This window comes from Pseudarthrobacter sp. PvP004 (genome assembly GCF_017876035.1).
GTDB lineage: Bacteria > Actinomycetota > Actinomycetes > Actinomycetales > Micrococcaceae > Arthrobacter > Arthrobacter aurescens_A.
Genome location: NZ_JAGINL010000001.1, coordinates 4292659 through 4309920, shown reverse-complemented (window position 1 = coordinate 4309920; position 17262 = coordinate 4292659). Strand labels below are relative to the sequence as shown.

Genomic DNA, 17262 nt, shown 5'->3' with positions numbered 1-17262 from the left:
CTCCTCAAGAAGGACGCCGGGTCATCTCAAGATTTCCTCAAGATTCCGAGCGGGCGTCAGAAAGCGAGCAGCACCTCCAAAAGCGGCCCGGATTCCAAGGCGAGGCACGCGCTCACGCGGGTGCCGTCGTCGAGCAGTTCGATGGAAGGCCCGACGGCGGGCGGAACCCAAGCCGGCGGCTCACCGCCGAGGTACACCAGCGAAGCGAAGCAGCTGCGTTCCCCGGACAGCGTGCCCTCCAGGTAGCCGCAGGCTGCCTGCTGACCAAGGGGTGAAACGCCTTCCGCCCGGTAGACGCCGCTGCCGGAGTACCCGTGCAGCGGCCACATGGCTGTGTGAAGCCCACCGGCCGTGAGCACGCCGTGGTGTTCCTCTACAAGGAGTGCATCGGCCAGCGCGTAACCGCCATCGCGGACGGCGGTTACGCGCTGGCCGGAGCCAGCCTGCGCCACCACAACGTGTACCCGAAGCTCATACCCGCATGCTGCGGCGGTTCCCGTCGCCACCCGCCAGGGCGACTTGGCGGGATCATCGTTGTCACTCCACACGGGGGCGTGCCAGCTGGCCCCTTGCCGGTGCCGTGCCCCGAGCCGGTGGATTCTTGCCCTGCGGCTGGGCGTTGCGGAGCCGTTGAGAATCGCGAAGTGGTTATCCACAGGATGCCCGGTAAACAGGGGCGCTGTGTGGCTCGAATACGCGAGTCGGCGGTAGAGGGGATCGTCCGGGCCCGGTGCGTAGTATTTGTCGCTGCCGTGGTTGAGCAGCCGGGCGATGCCGTCCGAGGCGGTGGAGTGAAGCAGGTAGTTGGGTGCCTCAGCGTACTGGAGGCCATCGCTGACTTCCACAGGTGACTCCTCCTCCACAGCAGTCCACACAGGATGCTCCGCGGGCAAAAGGAGGCCGACGAACGCCTTGGATGTCCAGTATGGCGATGCGGGACCCGAGTATTCCTGCGTCATTGGTTCAAAAGCGCCGAGCCAGCCGAGGGACGGCAGGCCGCCGTCGTAAGCGCCGCCGTCGAGGAAGTACTTCGCTGCGCCGCTGGCGGTCCGGCGGGTCTGCCCGGGGTTGAGCGGCGTCGCGGCGATCGCCTCGCCCAAGAACAAAGGCGCGACGGCGGCGTAGCGGTAGATGAGCGAGCGGCCTTGGAAAACAGGGGCACCGTTCGAGCCAAAGAACCGGACATGGTCCTCAAGGAATGCAGCAAGCCGGGTCCGGTAGACCTCCAGCCGGTCATCAGCCCCGGGGTGCCTGCCGGAGGCGAACTCCGCCCACAGGATCGGGTACAGATGCATAGCCCAACCGCAGTAATAGTCGAAGAAATCGCCGGTGCCATCGTTATCCCCGTCCCTGTACCACCCGCCGCCCACGTACCAGTCTTCAAGCCGCTGCAGACCGTGCTCAATCTGCTCCGCGTTGTGCTCAAACCCTGCACCGGCCAGGAATTCGGCGATCATCACCTGGAAGAGCACCCAGTTGTTGTCCACGCAAGTGCTCCGCGAGGAACCCTGCAACCATGCGGCAACCTGCTCTTGCTGCGCAGCGGAAAGCGTGTCCCACAGCCATGGCTTGGTGAGCTGGAGACCCAGGACGATGGACGCCGCTTCCACCATCGGCTGAGAACGGTCGGTAATCGGCAACCACGCTTCCGAGCTGTCGGTCCGCGTTCCTTCCAAGAGCCCCTGCCGGTAAAGGTCCACATGGCTGTGGGGATCTCGGCCGTGCTCACCCGCAACCCGGAACGCCATCATCAGGAAGGTCCGGGCAAAGCCCTCCATGCCATCGGATAAAACCCCCGACGACGACGGACGGCCGCCCAGCCGGATCAGCGCCTTTCGTGGGGAAAAGAAGGGGCGCACCGCGAGCAACTGCTGATCGGCGAAGGCAACCCAGTGCTCCCGTGTCCACCCGGTCATGGGGCTGAGCTCAAAATCCGGGGCGGGCATGGTGAAGGCGGTTGCCATGAGTCTCCTGCGGGGGCACGTAGTAATAGCCCCTCAACCGTAGGCGCCGCATCGATAGACCGGGGCGAGGTGAACAGAAATGAACCCTTACCGGGCTACTCCAGGAGCCGCTCTATGGCGTCGAAGCTCAGCCCGGATGCGATCGCGAGGTCGGGAAGGCCTGCTCCTGCTGCCGTCGCGCTTCGCACGGCGCGCACCAGGCCATCTTCTGCCTGGTCCATTTCCCATCGGAGCCCCTCAGCCCGGGCCGCCGCCGTCCACACGTCATCCAGCAGACTGATTCTTTTCGAGGACGTGGGGGCGGAGAACTAGTTATATGCCCATCTAACTAAATATGCCAGCTCATGCCTTGCGGAAAAGTGACACACATCACGTGAATGTGTGCGTGAGAATACCCGGTCCACCACGTCTTATTCATGACGGCGCACAAGAACGCCGCAACCCACGGACAGGAGCTATCGCCATGACGATCCAAACGCACACCCCCGCAGACGTACCGGCCAAGAACACGCAGACTCCCTCACCAGCCCTTTTGGGCGCACCTTCACCCAACAAGGGCAAGGACGGACGCGGCGCCACCACCGTTGCCGACGGCGTAGTAGCAAAGATCGCCGGAATCGCCATCCAGGAAATCCCCGGCGTGCATGCCCTCGGCGGCGGTGCTGCCCGCGCACTCGGCAACCTCCGGGAAAAAGTCGGCCAAAAGGACCTTACCCAGGGTGTCAGCGTAGAGGTCGGCCAAACCCAGGTGGCTGTTGACGTAACCCTGGTAGTTGAATACCCCCACCCCCTCCAGGAAGTGGCCGACAACGCCCGTGACGCCGTTTATACAGCGATCGAGGACCTGGTTGGCATGGAAGTCACCGAGGTCAACGTCACCATCACGGACATCCACGTACCGTCCGAGGACGCAGGCGCTGATGACGCCGAGCGCGAGCCGAGGGTGGCATGAGCCCCACCATCGCAGGTTTGGCGATCGGCGCCGCCCTGGCGCTCGCCGGACTGGCGTTCGGCTTTTGGGGCCTCCTACTGACGGCCTTGTTCATGGGAATCGGGGCTGTGTTGGGCCGTTCCGCCGAGGGAAACCTTGACCTTCACGGGGTGCTGGATGCCCTGCGGGGTAAGCGCTCCTCCTCATGAGCGGGACCATTTCCGGCCTACCGGTCCATGCCACTGCCGGAGCCCGGCTGGGCCACAACCGCATCACCCACACTGCGATTCGAACCACCCTGGAGGCGCTCACCGCCCGCGCCTTTCGGGTGGACAGGAGCAACGTGTCGGCAGAGTTGAAGGACGACGCCGGAAAGCTCGGGGTCAGCGTCTCGGTCAAGTTGGCACTCCCGCCGCTCCTGGAGCCGCGGATCGGTTCAGGCACGGTCTTTGACATGGCACAGTCTGCCCGCGCTGACGTTGTGTCCCGCGGTGTGGAACTGACCGGATTGGAAATCGGCCGGGTAGACATCCGCCTCGTCGGCGGCCACCAGGAACAGCAAAGGAAAAGGAGAGTGGCATGAGCAAGGATCCAGCAGTCCGGCGTCTGGTCCGCAGGGAAACGCACTCTTCCAGGGCGGTCCCGTCCATAGTGGCTGCTTCGATCCTGCTTGTTGCCTGCCTTTGGCTGACACTCGAATTCATCCTATGGCTGCTCAAGGACCAGCCCTTGCTGGCCAGCCCTGCCCAGCTCTTCCGGTGGCTTATGGAACTTCCCCGCACCACGATCCCGCTGGGCATGACAGGAGCCGGCGCCGGACTTGTACTCGTGGGGCTGGTGCTTCTCGGACTCGCTCTGGGGAAGGGACGCAAACGTCGCCGGGCTTTTGGCAGCGACCGCGCGGCAGTAGTGGTGGACGACGAAGTACTCGCGGCAGCCCTCTCCGGCAAGGTAAGGCTGGCTGCCGGTCTTTCGCCTGGACAGGCGACCACCACCGTCAGCGCGCGCTCCGTCCTCATCCGGGTACGTCCGACGTCGGGCCATCCGCTGGTGGGCGAGGACATCCGGGCAGTTGCCGACAGCGAACTGGCCTCCTACGGACTGGGACGCAAAGTAAAGACCAACGTCCAGATACTGCACGAAGGAGCGGTCGGGCAATGAGGAACACCAATCGGGCACTCAACCGCAGCCTTCTCTCCCTCTTGGGCATCGTCCTGCTGGGCGCCGGCGCCGCACTCATCGCGGCCGGAACCCTCCCCGGCGCGGCAGAGCTGTGGGCCACCACAGCATCTTCGATACGGGACAACGCACGCAATCTGACAAGCACCGCGACGCTGCCGGAACCCGTCCGAAGCTGGTGGATGGTGGCGGGTGTAGCCGTGCTGCTGGCAGGTGCCGGACTCGGTGCAGCATGGTTGGCCTCCCAAGGGGGCGGCCGGACACCGCGTCTGGCCGAGCATTCAGATGGCATGGCCGGCCGCACCGTGATAGATGCCGGGCTGGTCTCCGCCGCCGTCCGTGAAGCCCTTGCCGGTCACCCCGACGTGCTGGCGACTTCAGTCTCCGCATGGGAATCACCGCGAGGCACGGCACTCCGGCTCCGCTTGGAAGCACGCAAAGGAGCGTCCCCCAAGGACCTCACGGACACGGCAGAACAGCTACTCCAACAACTGGATGCCTGGCTGGGACGTCCAATGCCCGTCCTCGTCCGAATTACCAGCGGCACCCGCACACAAGTGTCCGGAACAAGACGCGCCCGGTAATCACAGCTCCAAGGCTTTCCAGTAAGTCACGCAGGGCACCACAGTGCAGCGCACCGAAAAGAAAAGGGAACACCATGGGAATCAGCGACAAGATCAACAACGCAGCCGCCGACATCAGCGACAAGATCAACAATGCAGCCGCCGACATCAGCGAGAACTTCAAGGACGGCTTGACCAAAAAGTAGGCCGGCGTCCGGGACGGTTCCGTCGCGAGACGGAACCGTCCTTCGTCATCAGGGGATCAAAGTGCCGGACTCACCGCACTGGAAAGGCAGAACGTGACTGGTTCACCCCCGGCGCAGCACAACGTGGCGCAGCAGCACCTGGACCTCGTACCGGATGCGCTGCTGGCCGGCCGCGCAGCAGATGGTGATACTGCCGCCTTCGAAGCACTCGCCCGACGCTACGGCCCCTTGATGCGGGCAACGGCGCGCCGCCTGACCGGCACAATGGCTGACGCCGATGACGTGGTCCAGGAAACGCTGATGCAGGCTTGGAAACAGCTGGACAGCCTCCGGGAACCCGCTGCCGTCAAGGGCTGGTTTCTTCGCATCGTGGCTACCCGCAGCATCGACCATCTGCGGAAGCGCCGCAACCATGAGGCTTTGGATGACATGGAAAACCGCAACGGCGCCCCTGGCGGACCAAGAACGCAGGATCCGGAAAGCAGCGCCGTCAACGCTTCGCGGGTGGCCGCATTAAAGTCGGCGCTCGCGCAGCTTCCCGAGGAACAACGGCGGTGTTGGGTACTGAAGGAATTCAATGAGATGAGCTACGAGGAGATTGCGCTGACATTGAATATCAGCCCGACCAGCGTCCGCGGCCGTCTGGCCCGGGCACGGATTGCCCTTGCACGCACAATGGAGGAGTGGCGATGAAAATCCCCGGCGACACCCTGGAGTGCGGGCACAGTCTCGCGGAACTGAGCACCTACTTGGACACGGGAGAGATTGAGGATCCCACCCATGTGGAGGATTGCCCCGAGTGCCAGTCGGGATTGGCCGCACTGCGGAGACTCTCCGAACTTGGCAGCGAATTGCTGACATCCGATGTTGCCGATGCCGGATCCGGCAACGACGACTGGATGCAGTCCATCCTGGACAACCTTCGCTTGGAACTTCGGCCGGGACGCATCATACCCCTCCGTCCCGGAAACCCCATGGACTCCCTCGGGGAGACGGAAGGCTCAGTGTCGGCCCTGATCCGTTCAGTGGCCGACGCCCTCCCCGGAACAGCCGTTGGCAGGTGCCGCCTGAACGGCGATGTCACAGTGCCAGGTGCCGGCATCACCGTGGAGGTGGACCTGGCGGTGGTCTTCGGACATTCCATCGAAGAGCGCGCCGCAACCCTGCGCGACGAGCTGGCTGAGGTCCTGGCCGTCCAGACGGAACTGAATATCCAATCGATTAACATCACCGTAACTGACGTGCTGGAGCCACCCGCCCCTGCCCGGCACACCACACCCACCACGGAGGAACAGCCATGACGGAGCCTGCGGAAACTGCCAACCACTCCCACGCCGTCATCTCAGCTGACGTGGCCAAGGAACTGCTCGGCATTGTCCAGGCGGTGGCAGGAGTGGTGTCGGTCTACCCAGCCCAGCCCCTGTGGCAGTCCATTGCCGGGGCAGCGGTGGCGGCAATCACGGGAGAGGCTCTTCCGCTGATCGGCGTAACGGTCAGCCCGGACGGCGTGGCAGTCAAGGCCAGGATCGGCGTGGGCACCGTCCGTCCCGCGCCGGAAGTAGCCCGCGAAGCAGCCGCTGCCGTCCGTCAGCATCTGCACCCCGCGTCAGCCGCCGTCGAGATCCTGGTGGTCAGAATAGGTCCGTAGTCATCTGGGCATCGGCAAGTTCTGGTTCATAATGAACAAACTGAACACAAGTGAACTTGATAGGTGGAACCTGCATGCTTGCCGAGGATCGTCAACAGCTCATCCTCCGAGAACTGGCCCTCCACGGCTCCCTGAATGCCGGCGAATTTGCGGCCAAGCTTGGAACATCGGGGATGACAGTGCGGCGCGATTTGGCGGTGCTTGCGGAGCAGGGGCTGCTGGAGCGGGTCCACGGCGGTGCCATCGCAGTCGGGGGAAAGCCCACGGCCAGTCCAAGCGCTCAGCCGTCAACGTCGTGGCGTCCGGGCGGAAGGCGGCCCTTGGCGACGATCGGCATGATCGTACCGTCGGCGTCGTACTATTTCCCGGGCGTGATCCGCGGTGCCGAAGCGGCCGCGCAGGAATCCGGGGTGCGGTTGGTGCTGGGGGTTTCCAACTATTCGGGCGCCGAAGAGCGGCGGCAGTTGCGCAGACTCTACGAACACGGTGTGGACGGCATCCTGGTCACGCCAAGTGAGCAGTCGTTGGCCGGCACTGAGACCTTGGATCTGCTCGCGGAGGCTGAGGTTCCCGTGGTGGTGGTGGAGCGTTCAATCGACGACGCCCTGGACCACGGCCGGCTCGAATCGGTGCGGAGCGACCATGTCCGCGGCTCGGAGATCGCAGTCAACCACCTGCTGGGGCTTGGGCATCGGAAGATCGCGATTTGCCTTCGCGAGAACAGCCCCACCGCGCCGCAGCTGATCGATGGCTTCCATGTGGCAATGCAGCGGGCCGGGCATGCGCGCGACGATTCGATGGTCCGCGCCATGTCCCGCGCCCAAAACGATCCGCAGGCCCACCGTGAGCTGGTGGACGGGATCCTGAACTGGTGTGCCGATTACGAGGTGACTGCCGTGGTTGTTCATACCGACGAGGACGCGCTCCAGTTTGTGAGCGCTTGCCTGGAACGCCAGATACGCGTCCCGGAGGACTTTGCGATCGTCTCCTACGACGACGAGATCGCAGCCCTTGGCGCTGTCCCGCTCACCGCTGTGGCACCACCGAAGTACGACGTCGGCCACCAGGCTTTGGTGATGTGCCTCAACCGGATCGGCGGCAAGCGTGGAAGCACGTCCGCGTTGCAGCGCGTGAATCTCTCCCCGGCGCTGGTGGTGCGGGACTCGACGCAACCGTAGCGCTGCCCTCGCAGCCTGTTTACTTCTGTTCACTTCATTGATGATGTTCACTTTTGTGGATTTCATAGTGCCTAGTCAAAGGTGCCCCCCCCCCCCCCCCCAGGGCACGCCACGACTTCGCATCGTGAACTTCAAAGGAGAACAGAATGAAGCGTCGCCAGCTTCTGCTTGGAGCAGTCAGCCTCATGGCCAGTGCTGCCCTCGTCACCGGCTGTGGGAGTACCCCGGCAGCCACGCCAACCCCCACTCTCACCGAAGACCCCAGCGGCACCATCACTTTCTGGTCCTCCATGGCCGGGATGGACAAGGTGGCCGAGGCGTTCAACGCCAGCCAGAGCAAGATCAAGGTCAACTTCGAGACCATCCCCAACGGCGGGGCCGGCGGGTACGCCAAGCTCTCCACCGCGATCACAGCAGGCAACGGCCCGGACGTTGCCACCATCGAATACCCGCAGCTGCCGCAGTTCGTCAGCAACGGCCAACTGCAGCCGCTGGACGGATACATCAACAAAGCCGAAACCGTGGACAAGCTCACGGATGAGACCAAGGCATTGGTGCAGTTCGGCGATCAGACCTACGCCCTTCCCTACGATGCCGCCCCCATGATCATGTGGTACCGCAAGGACATGCTGGACAAGGCCGGTGTCTCCACGCCCAAGACCTGGCAGGAATTTGAAGAAGCGGGCAAGAAGATCAAGGCGGTTGCCCCGGAAGCACACCTCGCCAGCTTCAACCCTAACGAGGCCGCGCTGACTGCGGCTCTCTCCTGGCAGGCCGGTGCCAAGTGGTTCGGCACAGAAGGTGATAGCTGGAAGATCGGCGTCAACGACCAAGCAACCAAGAAGGTGGGCACCTACTGGCAGAAGCTGATCGACCAGAAGATCGTCAAGGTTCAGCAGTCCTTCAGCGACGAGTGGTCCGCAGATCTGGCGAGTGGCGCCGTCGTGGGTGTCCTGGGTGCCAACTGGAGCGCAACCGGCATCCAGAAGCGTACGGAAGCAAGCGGCCAGAAGGGGCAGTGGATCGCTGCCGAGGTGCCCAACTGGGGCTCACCCGCGGACGCGTTCTACGGCGGTTCCAGCTTCAACATCACCAAGAGCAGTAAGAACCCGGCAGCCGCCGCCAAGTTCATCGAGTTCCTGGCCACCAGCAAGGACGCCATCACCGCCCGCGGAAACACCGGCTCCGCCTACCTCGCTTTCCCCGGCCTGACCCCGGTTGCGCAGGAGGCATTCGACGCCAGCTACTTCGGCAACGACATCTACTCCGTCTTCGACAAGGCCTACGCCTCGATCACGCCGGGATGGCAGTGGGGTCCCAATTGGGACATCACCAACACCGCTCTCAAGGACGCCTACGGCACGCTGACCAGCGGCGGCAAGGTGCTGGACGCCGTTGACACGGCCCAGGGCGCCACGGTGGCCGGACTCAAGCAGAACGGCCTCTCCGTCAAGGAGTAGGCCCGCACGGAAGGACGGCCCGTATCCACGGGCCGTCCTTCCAGCGAGGAGATTAATCATGGCTACCCCAGCACCCACCAAGCAGTCCACCACAGTGGAATCAAACCCCCGGGCACACTCCAAACCCCGCGCAATGTCCGGAACCGGGGGCCGCACGGCTGCACTGTTCCTGACCCCGTTCTTCATTATTTTCGCCCTCGCAATGGTTGCGCCGGTCATCTACGCCGTTGTGCTGAGCTTCTTCGCACAGCAAAAGTCCGGATTGGGCTTTGGCGAGGCAAAGACCGCTTTCGTTGGCTTGGAGAACTACCTGCAGGTCCTGCAGTCCGAGAGTTTCGTGGGCGGCATCGGACGCCTCGCGTTGTACTGCCTGCTCTACATCCCCTGCATGGTGGGCGGTGCCCTGGCCTTCGCGCTCCTGCTGGATGCCGCCGTGGCCCGTGCACGCAAGCTCTTCCAGCTTCTGGTCTTCCTCCCCCATGCGGTTCCGGGCGTCATTGCCGCACTCATCTGGGCGTACCTTTACACCCCTGGCGTCAGCCCGATCGTCTCGGCATTGGAAACCGGCGGGATCTCCCTGAACTTCCTGGACAATCAACTGATCCTGCCGTCAATCGTGAACATCGCTGTGTGGGAGTGGACGGGCTACAACGTGATTGTGCTCTTCACCGCCCTCCAAGCCGTTCCCCGGGAAATTTTGGAAGCCGCACGCGTGGACGGTGCCGGTGAAGTCCGGGCGGCCATCAGCATCAAGCTGCCCCTGATCCTTCCGGCGTTGAGCGTCATCATGCTCTTCACCGTGATTGGCACGCTCCAGCTGTTCACCGAGCCCTCCATCATTTCCAAGGCCACGGCCTCCGTCACCAGCACCTGGGTGCCGAACATGTGGGCCTACGACGCCGCGTTCAACCGGCACAACCTCAACCAGGCCGCGGCTGCCTCCATCATCATCGCGCTCATGGCCGCCGTGCTGTCCTGGGCCGTAACCCGCTTCAGCTCAAGGATGAACAAAGCATGAGCACCTCAACGTTGTCGCGCCCCAGGGCCTCAACTCCCGCCGGGCCGCCGAAGAGGCGTCGGGTTGCCCGCAACGGCGGCTTCGCCAGTTCGTTTACCGTGAACGCCCTGCTGATACTGGGCTGCGCCTACATGGTCCTTCCAGTGGTGTGGCTGTTCTTCGCCTCCACCAAGAACACTGCGGACCTCTATGGAACGGCCGCCTACGCTTTCGGTGAGCCGGCGTTCATGGACAACATCAGTGCTGTCCTGAATCAAGACGGCGGACTGTTCCTCCGGTGGATGGCCAACTCCATGTTCTATGCGGCGTTCGGGGCGATCTTTGGCGGCCTGATCTCGGTCATGGCCGGCTACGCGTTCGATAAGTTCCAGTTCCGCGGGAAGGACTCTTTCTTCGGCATAGTCCTGGTGGGCGTCCTGATTCCCAACACCGCAACTGTGCTCCCGATGTACCTCCTGGCCTCCGTCTTCGGCATCACCAACACCATCTGGGCCATCCTCATCCCAGTGCTGTGCAACCCGTTCGGTGTGTACCTGGCCAGGGTCTACTCCGCCGCTTACGTTCCGGCAGAAACGCTGGAAGCAGCCCGCGTTGACGGTGCCGGCCCCATCCGTTCCTTCTTCTCCTTGGGTCTGCCCATGATGATGCCCGGCTACATCACCATTGCCCTGTTCCAATTCGTGGGTGTGTGGAACAACTTCATGCTCCCGCTGGTCATGCTCCAGGATCAGCAATTGTTGCCTGTCAGCGTCGGCATCTCCATCTGGCAGGGCTACTCCATCCCCCAGCCCGAGTTCACGCCCATGGTCATCACTGGCTCGTTGCTTTCGATCATCCCGCTGTTGGTGGCCTTCATCATGCTGCAGCGCTTCTGGAAGTCCGGACTAACCGCAGGAAGTGTTAAGTGAGCTTGAATGTTGTCTTGGCCATGCCGTCCCATACCGCGCGGGCGGTGTTTCCGCCCAGGAGCCTGGAGCCGTTGGAGCCCGGCCTAAATCTGCTAAGCCGGGAGCCGATCCAGGACTTCACTACACCGGAAGGCCGTTCGTTGCTCTCAGAGGCGGACATTCTCATCACCGGTTGGGGCTGTCCGATGATCGACCACGACGTCCTCGATGCCGCACCCCGCCTCCGTTACGTCCTTCACGCCGCGGGCAGCGTGAAGCACCACATCGGTGACGCCTGCTGGGAACGCGGCATCCACATCAGCTCAGCCGCGGACGCCAACGCCATCCCGGTGGCCGAGTACACCGTTGCCATGATCGTCCTGGCCAACAAGCGCATTCTTCAGATCGCGCGCGCCCTGCACACCACCAGGACGGATGTCCTTGCGGAGCAGCTTTTTCCGGACATGGGCAACTACCGGAAGCGCGTCGGCATTATTGGTGCGTCAAAGATCGGCCGGCATGTCATCCGCCTGCTTGCCCCCTACGACCTGGACGTAGTGGTTGCCGACCCCTACCTGTCCCCCGCTGAAGCGGCCGGTCTCGGCGTCGGGCTTGTCAGCCTTGACGATCTTGTGGCGGGCTGTGACGTGGTCAGTCTCCACGCGCCGTCGTTGCCCTCCACAAAGAACCTCATCGACGCCGGGCAGATCGAGCGGATGCGGCCCGGCGCCACCTTCATCAACACTTCCCGCGGCGAGTTGGTGGACCAGGATGCGCTGCTCGCCCGAGTAGAAAATGGCGATCTTTACGCCGTCCTGGACGTGACCACGCCGTGGGTGCTGCCTGCCGAGTCCCGCCTGTACACGCACCCCAACGTGCTGCTCACTCCCCACGTGGCGGGGTCGTTGGGCAACGAACTCGAGCGCATGGCGGCGAGCGCGGTGGACGAGGCCTTGCGGTTGTCCCGCGGGGAGGAGTTGCGGTTTCGGGTGAAGGAAGAGGACCTGGCGTTTACGGCTTAGGCGGTCTGGCAGCATGTGGACATAACGCACGACGGCGACCTCCCGCCGTCGCGCGTTTGCCGCTTTTTCGCTTGTGGCCGGCTTAGCGTGCGTCCTTCTTGGCTAGGCGTTGGGCGCCTTGCGAGAGGCTGGAAGCGGACAGGAGCGCCTCGGACTCGGTTGCCACCCGGCGCTGCCGGGTGGCAACCGGAGGGGGTTTTGTTCTCCTCACCGCCGGCGTGGTCACTACGGAGATCCTCCACGGCCCGTTTGACGATCCTTGACCTGCCGATCATCGCTTTGCTGATCCGGTTCCAGGAGCCAGGCCATTGCCTCCGCTTCGGACGTAAAGAAACGGGTGGGGCAGGGTGCCGGTTGGGCGGCCAATTGGTAATCGACAAGGATGCGGTCAACGGCGTTTTCACCCAGCAACGCGATTCTGGAAGCCGCACAGGGTTCGATGAAAACGTCACGTGCCGCGCGGCTCAGGTGGCTGGCGTTAGCCATCCTGACCAGTAAGGGATAACGATTGCCGGCAGCGACTTGGTTGACCGCGTCCACGGCTGCACGGGCATTGCCCGCTTCGATTCTGGCCCCAGCGTCCCACGCCAACAACAAGACGTTGTCCGGCTCGAGACGGAGGGTGTAATCCACGTCTTCTGCCTCAGCCATAGAACTGCTCCATCTCTGCAGCATTGCAGGATTGCCCGCGTTCCACGGACTGACTCCACCCTGCACCACGCTCAATGACGCCGTCTCATCCGAAACGAGTGATTTTTGGCGTAAATCGAGCGTGGCGTCCGGGCAGCCTCTGGGAAGGAGCGATCCGGGCAGCCCTGCCACGGGCAGGAGCGGCCCTTTACGCAGCGTCCTGATCAGGTGCGGATTGTCGTCACTCCCTTAGTGGGACGGCGACTCCGCACCTTCACTTTCGGTTTCTTCCGCGCCGGCCTGCGTGTACGAGGCAGACACGCGACGGTAGACCGGTGTCAGGAATGCGATCAGTGCCACCACAATCATGATGAGTCCGGCCACCAGGAACACCAACGCTATGCCGCGGGAGATTCCCTCACCCAACAGGGGTTCAAGTTGGGCTGCCCCTTCTGTGGAGCGGGCGTAGGGGATGATCCAGAATTGGGCGATCGGGGCAATAAGGAACGCGGTGATGGGCGCTGCGGCCGATTCGAACGCCATGGCGAAGCCGAACACCCGGCCTTGCCGAGGAAGTGGCACCACTTTTTGGATGACTGTTTGCTCGGCGGCCTCCACTACGGGAACCAGTGCCAGGTAGAGCCAAATGCCCACAATGTAGAGCCAGGCCCATTCCCGCAGTGTGAACACCGCGCCGAGGAGCCCCATCAGGGCCACCGCGATCAGCATGGTCCGCAAAGGGTTGGAGCCGAGCCCGAACTTTCCGATCAGTGCGCCGCCCACAATGAATCCGGTGGCACCCACCGCAAAGACAGTTCCCCAGATTTCCACCGAGAACATCTCCAGGCCGTAGGGGTCCATTAACGCCATGTAGACGCCGCCAATGAAGTTGTTGAACGTGGAGAAGAGGATCAGCGCGAACAACCCGGATATTGCCATGACGGCTGCCCAAGACCCACGCAGGTCGAATCCGCCTTGCGCGTCGGAGGCAGCTGCCCGCACTTCCTCCGGCAAACGCAGTGTGAGCAGGTGTAAGAACGCCAACGCAGTGAGGACCAAGGCGACCACTACAGTCCAGCCCATGCCCAGCAACCCCACAGACAACCCGGACAGCACCGAGGTGACGATGAACGTGAGCCCCTGCACCATGCCCACGAGTCCGTTGGCGTTGGCTCGTCGATCAGGTTCCACCAGGATGGTGACCGTAGTGGAAAGGACAATATTGCGCATGTTCTCCACCACCGCGCCGATCAGGATGATCATGGTGAAGATCCAGAACCACGGCTGCGTCAGGTCGAGTAGCGCCTGCTCAGGTGTCAAGAGAAACATGATGCCGGAAAGGACGAACATCACCAGGGTGAAAATCGAGGCGAAACGCATCACCGCCAGTTTGCGATAGCGGTCCACGAGAGTGCCAAAGCTGATGCTGGAGAGGGCGATCAGCAACATGTAGGCGCCACCGATCACGCCTGTGGCAATGACATTGCGCGTTTCCAAGTACACCCAGAACGTCAAGGCGTACCAAAGGTAGCTGGTGGTGATGTTGGCGAGGGCGGTGTTCACCAGGATCCCGGTGAACGTACGGGACCTTTGCGCGGGAGTTCGTTGAGATAGATCGATAGTGTCAGTAGACGCGGCCGGGGCCGGTTCCTGCTCGGTCATGCGTCCCAGTAAACCACTGCATCCAAGCTCCCGGTAGTATCGGCAGGGAATCCTAGAGACGCTTGGGGGAAATGTTTTATGACGCGTGCACAAGGGCAGCTCGCCTTTACCGACGACGTTAGCCGGGACCTGGAATTACAGGAATATGGCTTGGACCCTGCAGTGGATTCGACTATTCTTCCCAATGCCGCCGTGATGAGCGCTCTGCAGAACCTCGTGCGGCTGGCCACGGAGCTGTGTGGCGCTCCTTTCGGCGTGGTCAATATCATCAGCGCGGAGTACCAGCACCAGATCGGTGCCTGGGGTGTGGACCCCGGCGTTTGCTCGCGCGAGGATTCTATGTGCGCCAAGGTCTTCCTCTCCCGCGAGAGGACCGTAGTGGAAGATGCCTCCAAAGATCCCCGTTTTGCGGACAATCCCTTTGTCACAGGGGAGATTGGCAATGTTCGCTTTTATGCGTCCGTCCCGCTGCAGACAGAATCAGGCTTCGTCCCGGGAACGTTGTGCGTATTCTCGGACAAGACCAAAGAACTGCGCCCCGAACAAATCAGCATGCTGGAGGTCTTGGCAAAACAGGTAGTGGAGCTGCTGGAACTCCAGCATCGAACGGTCCAACTCGACCGAACGTATGCCGAGCTCAAAGACAGCAATGCGAAACTTGCCGCATTCGCCGGACGCGTCAGCCACGATCTCCGCGTTCCCCTCACCACCATCCTCGGCTACGTGGAACTAGTGGAGGACGACCCCGATGTGGAGCCTGCCAGCACCGCGGCCAAGTACCTGGACCGCATCGGCTCCAGCGGTCGGCGGATGCTGGGCATGCTTGAAGATGTTCTGAGCTATTCCCGGGTGGGCGGCGCAATTCAGCCGGCCAACGTTTCACTCCGCCAGGTCACCGAAGAAGTTGTCCGCGATTTGGGCATCGAAAACGACGGCATCGTGGACGTTGAAGATCTGACGCTCCATGCAGACAGCGGCCAGCTCCGGACGCTGTTGCAGAACCTGCTTTCCAACGCCATGAACTACCGCAGCCCCGATCGCGATCTCCGCGTCCGGATCGGCGGGGTTGCCAACTATCATGGCGCCACGATCTTTGTGGCAGACAACGGCAAGGGCATCAAACCCGAGGACCGTGCCAAAGTACTGGAACCCTTGGTGCGTCTGCGGCGGCAGGGTGACGGCCCGGGCTCCGGGCTGGGCCTGGCCACCTGCAGCAGCATCGCCAAAGCCCACGGAGGCGAGCTCTCCTTGGCTGAAACCCCCAACGGCGGAACCACCGTGACAGTCAGCTTTCCAGCCGGTCTTTAGCCGCTCCGGGGTGTCTCCAGGTACTTGGGCTTTGCACCTGCCATCATTCGAGGCATGACCACCTGGTACGCCCGGTAGGAAAGCATGAAGCGGCCCGCCCCAGTCCGCTTACTGTTCACGATCCCGCTCGTAGTCATCGTGCTCTTCATGGCCGCCTGCGTGCCCATGCCCATCCAAGCGGCGCCCACCGCACCAATCGCTGTAATCGGGACGGCTCCGTCCAAGGTCGGCCCGGGGAGTCCGTCCATCGTGGACATGACAACGCGCACGGCTGGGGCTTCCCCCACGGTCGCGACGTGGCAATACATCAGCGGTGCCGAGGCCTTCAACAGCAAACTCGACGCCAGGCTGCTCAGCATCTTCGATGCCCGAGGCGGCGGACGCCATGAACCCGCGGCACTGCCGGCCACCCCCGGCGCCCTCCTGGCCGACGGGGTCTCGGTCATCCATGGAATTGTGCTGGCCACCGGGAGCGTTGTGGGGTCCAGGTTCATGCAAACAACCATGAACGGAGGCGTCCGCACCGCCCGCATCGACGAAATCACCTACGAGGACCTCGGCACCGGCGTTGTCAGTGGCAGTGCCACCCTGATCCACCCCGCCATGACCGGCACCTTGCGGACAATACTTGGCGAAGCAATCGGCCACCCGCCCCCTACCCAGCCTCCAGCAGCAGTTTCCGATGCTGAGCTGCTCACCGCCGTCGCCTTTACCTCCAGCGGGGATCTCAGCGTCACCGTTCACCGGGACCCCGGAACAGGCGCCGATCTGCCCGACACCGTCACAGTGGTCTTGAATGCGGACGCCACGGACGATGTCATTTCGCCTGCTGGCCAAGCCCTTCGCACCGCCGTCATCGCCGATGCACCGTTCAACGCCCCTTCGCCCGCCCCGGGCGGCCTGGCCCACATCAACTGCGACCTCGTGGCCTGCGCTGCACTCACTTACGACGACGGGCCCAACGCGCAAACCACCCGGCTCTTGGGGATCCTCGAAAAGCACAAAGTGTTTGCCACGTTCTTCCAGCAGGGTGGCTACGTCCGGGCAAATCCGGGAGTCGCGAAAGCCGTGGCAGCAGCGGGCCACACCATCGCAAACCACACCATGAGCCACCCGTATCTGACCAAATTGGCGCCGGCCAGCATCCAGGGCGAGGTAAGAGGGGCTCAGGACGCCATTGAAAAAGCAACAGGAGTGGTGCCGGCTTACATGCGGCCGCCCTACGGAGCGAGCAACACGACGGTTGCGGCTTCCGTGGGGCTCCCGCAGATTATCTGGGATGTCGACTCCCTGGATTGGCAGTCAAAGAACAAGGCGGTTTTCCTCCCCAGGATCATGGGCCTGGTCAAGCCGGGATCGGTCATCCTCCTGCACGACGTCCACGCGTCCACCGTGGACGGCCAGGACCAACTCATCACCCAGCTCAAAGGCAAGGGCTTCTACTTGGTCACCCTCCCACAGCTTTTCGCCGGGATCGAACTGAAGGCGGGCGCCTCCTACAAGTGCCGCGGTGCCGCACCGGGGTGCGTTGCCGGACGCTGAACTTCCGGACCTTGGCGCACGACGGCGGCAGGTGGCCGTGGTGCGTTAATTCACGCCGGCGGGG

Annotated in this window: 19 protein-coding genes; 15 read left to right on the top strand and 4 right to left on the bottom strand. The window is 63.1% G+C overall.

Annotated features, from left to right (window positions below):
• Nucleotides 1-56 precede the first annotated feature (56 nt).
• On the bottom strand, nt 57-1964 hold the full coding sequence (locus J3A64_RS19660) for a DUF2264 domain-containing protein (protein WP_210065501.1): 1908 nt from the start codon (nt 1962-1964) through the stop codon (nt 57-59).
• A 95-nt stretch (nt 1965-2059) separates the two neighbouring features.
• Nucleotides 2060-2185, bottom strand: a complete 126-nt coding sequence (locus J3A64_RS23810) for a hypothetical protein (protein WP_286176410.1) — start codon at nt 2183-2185, stop codon at nt 2060-2062.
• A 242-nt stretch (nt 2186-2427) separates the two neighbouring features.
• Here J3A64_RS23810 and J3A64_RS19655 point away from each other — a divergent pair, with 242 nt between their 5' ends.
• From J3A64_RS19655 to J3A64_RS19595, 13 genes are all read left to right on the top strand, one after another.
• Nucleotides 2428-2916, top strand: coding sequence for an Asp23/Gls24 family envelope stress response protein (locus J3A64_RS19655; RefSeq protein ID WP_210065499.1), 489 nt, complete (start codon nt 2428-2430; stop codon nt 2914-2916).
• Complete coding sequence (locus J3A64_RS19650) at nt 2913-3104, top strand: DUF2273 domain-containing protein (protein ID WP_210065497.1); 192 nt, start codon at nt 2913-2915, stop codon at nt 3102-3104. The genes J3A64_RS19655 and J3A64_RS19650 overlap by 4 nt, the downstream gene beginning before the upstream one ends.
• A complete protein-coding gene (locus J3A64_RS19645; protein WP_011776533.1) occupies nt 3101-3478 on the top strand; it encodes a hypothetical protein in 378 nt (125 codons plus the stop codon). Before J3A64_RS19650 ends, J3A64_RS19645 begins: the two co-directional genes overlap by 4 nt.
• Nucleotides 3475-4056, top strand: a complete 582-nt coding sequence (locus J3A64_RS19640) for a hypothetical protein (protein ID WP_210065495.1) — start codon at nt 3475-3477, stop codon at nt 4054-4056. Before J3A64_RS19645 ends, J3A64_RS19640 begins: the two co-directional genes overlap by 4 nt.
• The gene (locus tag J3A64_RS19635) at nt 4053-4658 is read left to right on the top strand and encodes a hypothetical protein (RefSeq protein WP_011776535.1); all 606 of its coding nucleotides are present in this window, start codon (nt 4053-4055) and stop codon (nt 4656-4658) included. Before J3A64_RS19640 ends, J3A64_RS19635 begins: the two co-directional genes overlap by 4 nt.
• Before the next feature lie 278 nt (nt 4659-4936).
• Entirely contained in the window at nt 4937-5536 is a 600-nt protein-coding gene (locus tag J3A64_RS19630) for an RNA polymerase sigma factor (protein WP_210065492.1), read from the top strand.
• On the top strand, nt 5533-6144 hold the full coding sequence (locus J3A64_RS19625) for an Asp23/Gls24 family envelope stress response protein (RefSeq protein WP_210065490.1): 612 nt from the start codon (nt 5533-5535) through the stop codon (nt 6142-6144). Before J3A64_RS19630 ends, J3A64_RS19625 begins: the two co-directional genes overlap by 4 nt.
• Entirely contained in the window at nt 6141-6491 is a 351-nt protein-coding gene (locus J3A64_RS19620) for a hypothetical protein (RefSeq protein WP_210065488.1), read from the top strand. Before J3A64_RS19625 ends, J3A64_RS19620 begins: the two co-directional genes overlap by 4 nt.
• Before the next feature lie 74 nt (nt 6492-6565).
• A complete protein-coding gene (locus J3A64_RS19615; RefSeq protein WP_011776540.1) occupies nt 6566-7669 on the top strand; it encodes a substrate-binding domain-containing protein in 1104 nt (367 codons plus the stop codon).
• Between the two features lie 146 nt (nt 7670-7815).
• On the top strand, nt 7816-9129 hold the full coding sequence (locus J3A64_RS19610) for a sugar ABC transporter substrate-binding protein (RefSeq protein WP_011776541.1): 1314 nt from the start codon (nt 7816-7818) through the stop codon (nt 9127-9129).
• Between the two features lie 58 nt (nt 9130-9187).
• A complete protein-coding gene (locus J3A64_RS19605) occupies nt 9188-10147 on the top strand; it encodes a carbohydrate ABC transporter permease (RefSeq protein ID WP_210065486.1) in 960 nt (319 codons plus the stop codon).
• Complete coding sequence (locus J3A64_RS19600; RefSeq protein WP_011776543.1) at nt 10144-11055, top strand: carbohydrate ABC transporter permease; 912 nt, start codon at nt 10144-10146, stop codon at nt 11053-11055. The genes J3A64_RS19605 and J3A64_RS19600 overlap by 4 nt, the downstream gene beginning before the upstream one ends.
• A complete protein-coding gene (locus J3A64_RS19595; protein ID WP_210065484.1) occupies nt 11052-12056 on the top strand; it encodes a hydroxyacid dehydrogenase in 1005 nt (334 codons plus the stop codon). The genes J3A64_RS19600 and J3A64_RS19595 overlap by 4 nt, the downstream gene beginning before the upstream one ends.
• A gap of 225 nt (nt 12057-12281) precedes the next feature.
• Here J3A64_RS19595 and J3A64_RS19590 read toward each other — a convergent pair whose 3' ends face one another.
• Nucleotides 12282-12707, bottom strand: a complete 426-nt coding sequence (locus tag J3A64_RS19590; RefSeq protein ID WP_286139880.1) for an STAS/SEC14 domain-containing protein — start codon at nt 12705-12707, stop codon at nt 12282-12284.
• 228 nt (nt 12708-12935) lie between these two features.
• Nucleotides 12936-14348 (bottom strand): MFS transporter, encoded by a 1413-nt coding sequence (locus tag J3A64_RS19585; protein ID WP_210065480.1) that lies wholly within the window; start codon nt 14346-14348, stop codon nt 12936-12938.
• 78 nt (nt 14349-14426) lie between these two features.
• On the opposite strand from J3A64_RS19585, the gene J3A64_RS19580 reads away from it, so the two are divergent.
• Together J3A64_RS19580 and J3A64_RS19575 are read left to right on the top strand one after the other, a co-directional pair.
• Complete coding sequence (locus tag J3A64_RS19580; protein ID WP_210065478.1) at nt 14427-15656, top strand: GAF domain-containing sensor histidine kinase; 1230 nt, start codon at nt 14427-14429, stop codon at nt 15654-15656.
• An 84-nt stretch (nt 15657-15740) separates the two neighbouring features.
• Nucleotides 15741-17198, top strand: a complete 1458-nt coding sequence (locus J3A64_RS19575; RefSeq protein WP_286176408.1) for a polysaccharide deacetylase family protein — start codon at nt 15741-15743, stop codon at nt 17196-17198.
• Nucleotides 17199-17262: the final 64 nt, after the last annotated feature.

Coding starts and splice junctions, on each gene's coding strand:
- J3A64_RS19660 (WP_210065501.1), bottom strand. CDS start 1,964: ATGGCAACCGCCTTCACCATGCCCGCCCCGGATTTTGAGCTCAGCCCC.
- J3A64_RS23810 (WP_286176410.1), bottom strand. CDS start 2,185: ATGGACCAGGCAGAAGATGGCCTGGTGCGCGCCGTGCGAAGCGCGACG.
- J3A64_RS19655 (WP_210065499.1), top strand. CDS start 2,428: ATGACGATCCAAACGCACACCCCCGCAGACGTACCGGCCAAGAACACG.
- J3A64_RS19650 (WP_210065497.1), top strand. CDS start 2,913: ATGAGCCCCACCATCGCAGGTTTGGCGATCGGCGCCGCCCTGGCGCTC.
- J3A64_RS19645 (WP_011776533.1), top strand. CDS start 3,101: ATGAGCGGGACCATTTCCGGCCTACCGGTCCATGCCACTGCCGGAGCC.
- J3A64_RS19640 (WP_210065495.1), top strand. CDS start 3,475: ATGAGCAAGGATCCAGCAGTCCGGCGTCTGGTCCGCAGGGAAACGCAC.
- J3A64_RS19635 (WP_011776535.1), top strand. CDS start 4,053: ATGAGGAACACCAATCGGGCACTCAACCGCAGCCTTCTCTCCCTCTTG.
- J3A64_RS19625 (WP_210065490.1), top strand. CDS start 5,533: ATGAAAATCCCCGGCGACACCCTGGAGTGCGGGCACAGTCTCGCGGAA.
- J3A64_RS19620 (WP_210065488.1), top strand. CDS start 6,141: ATGACGGAGCCTGCGGAAACTGCCAACCACTCCCACGCCGTCATCTCA.
- J3A64_RS19615 (WP_011776540.1), top strand. CDS start 6,566: ATGCTTGCCGAGGATCGTCAACAGCTCATCCTCCGAGAACTGGCCCTC.
- J3A64_RS19610 (WP_011776541.1), top strand. CDS start 7,816: ATGAAGCGTCGCCAGCTTCTGCTTGGAGCAGTCAGCCTCATGGCCAGT.
- J3A64_RS19605 (WP_210065486.1), top strand. CDS start 9,188: ATGGCTACCCCAGCACCCACCAAGCAGTCCACCACAGTGGAATCAAAC.
- J3A64_RS19600 (WP_011776543.1), top strand. CDS start 10,144: ATGAGCACCTCAACGTTGTCGCGCCCCAGGGCCTCAACTCCCGCCGGG.
- J3A64_RS19590 (WP_286139880.1), bottom strand. CDS start 12,707: ATGGCTGAGGCAGAAGACGTGGATTACACCCTCCGTCTCGAGCCGGAC.
- J3A64_RS19585 (WP_210065480.1), bottom strand. CDS start 14,348: ATGACCGAGCAGGAACCGGCCCCGGCCGCGTCTACTGACACTATCGAT.
- J3A64_RS19580 (WP_210065478.1), top strand. CDS start 14,427: ATGACGCGTGCACAAGGGCAGCTCGCCTTTACCGACGACGTTAGCCGG.
- J3A64_RS19575 (WP_286176408.1), top strand. CDS start 15,741: ATGAAGCGGCCCGCCCCAGTCCGCTTACTGTTCACGATCCCGCTCGTA.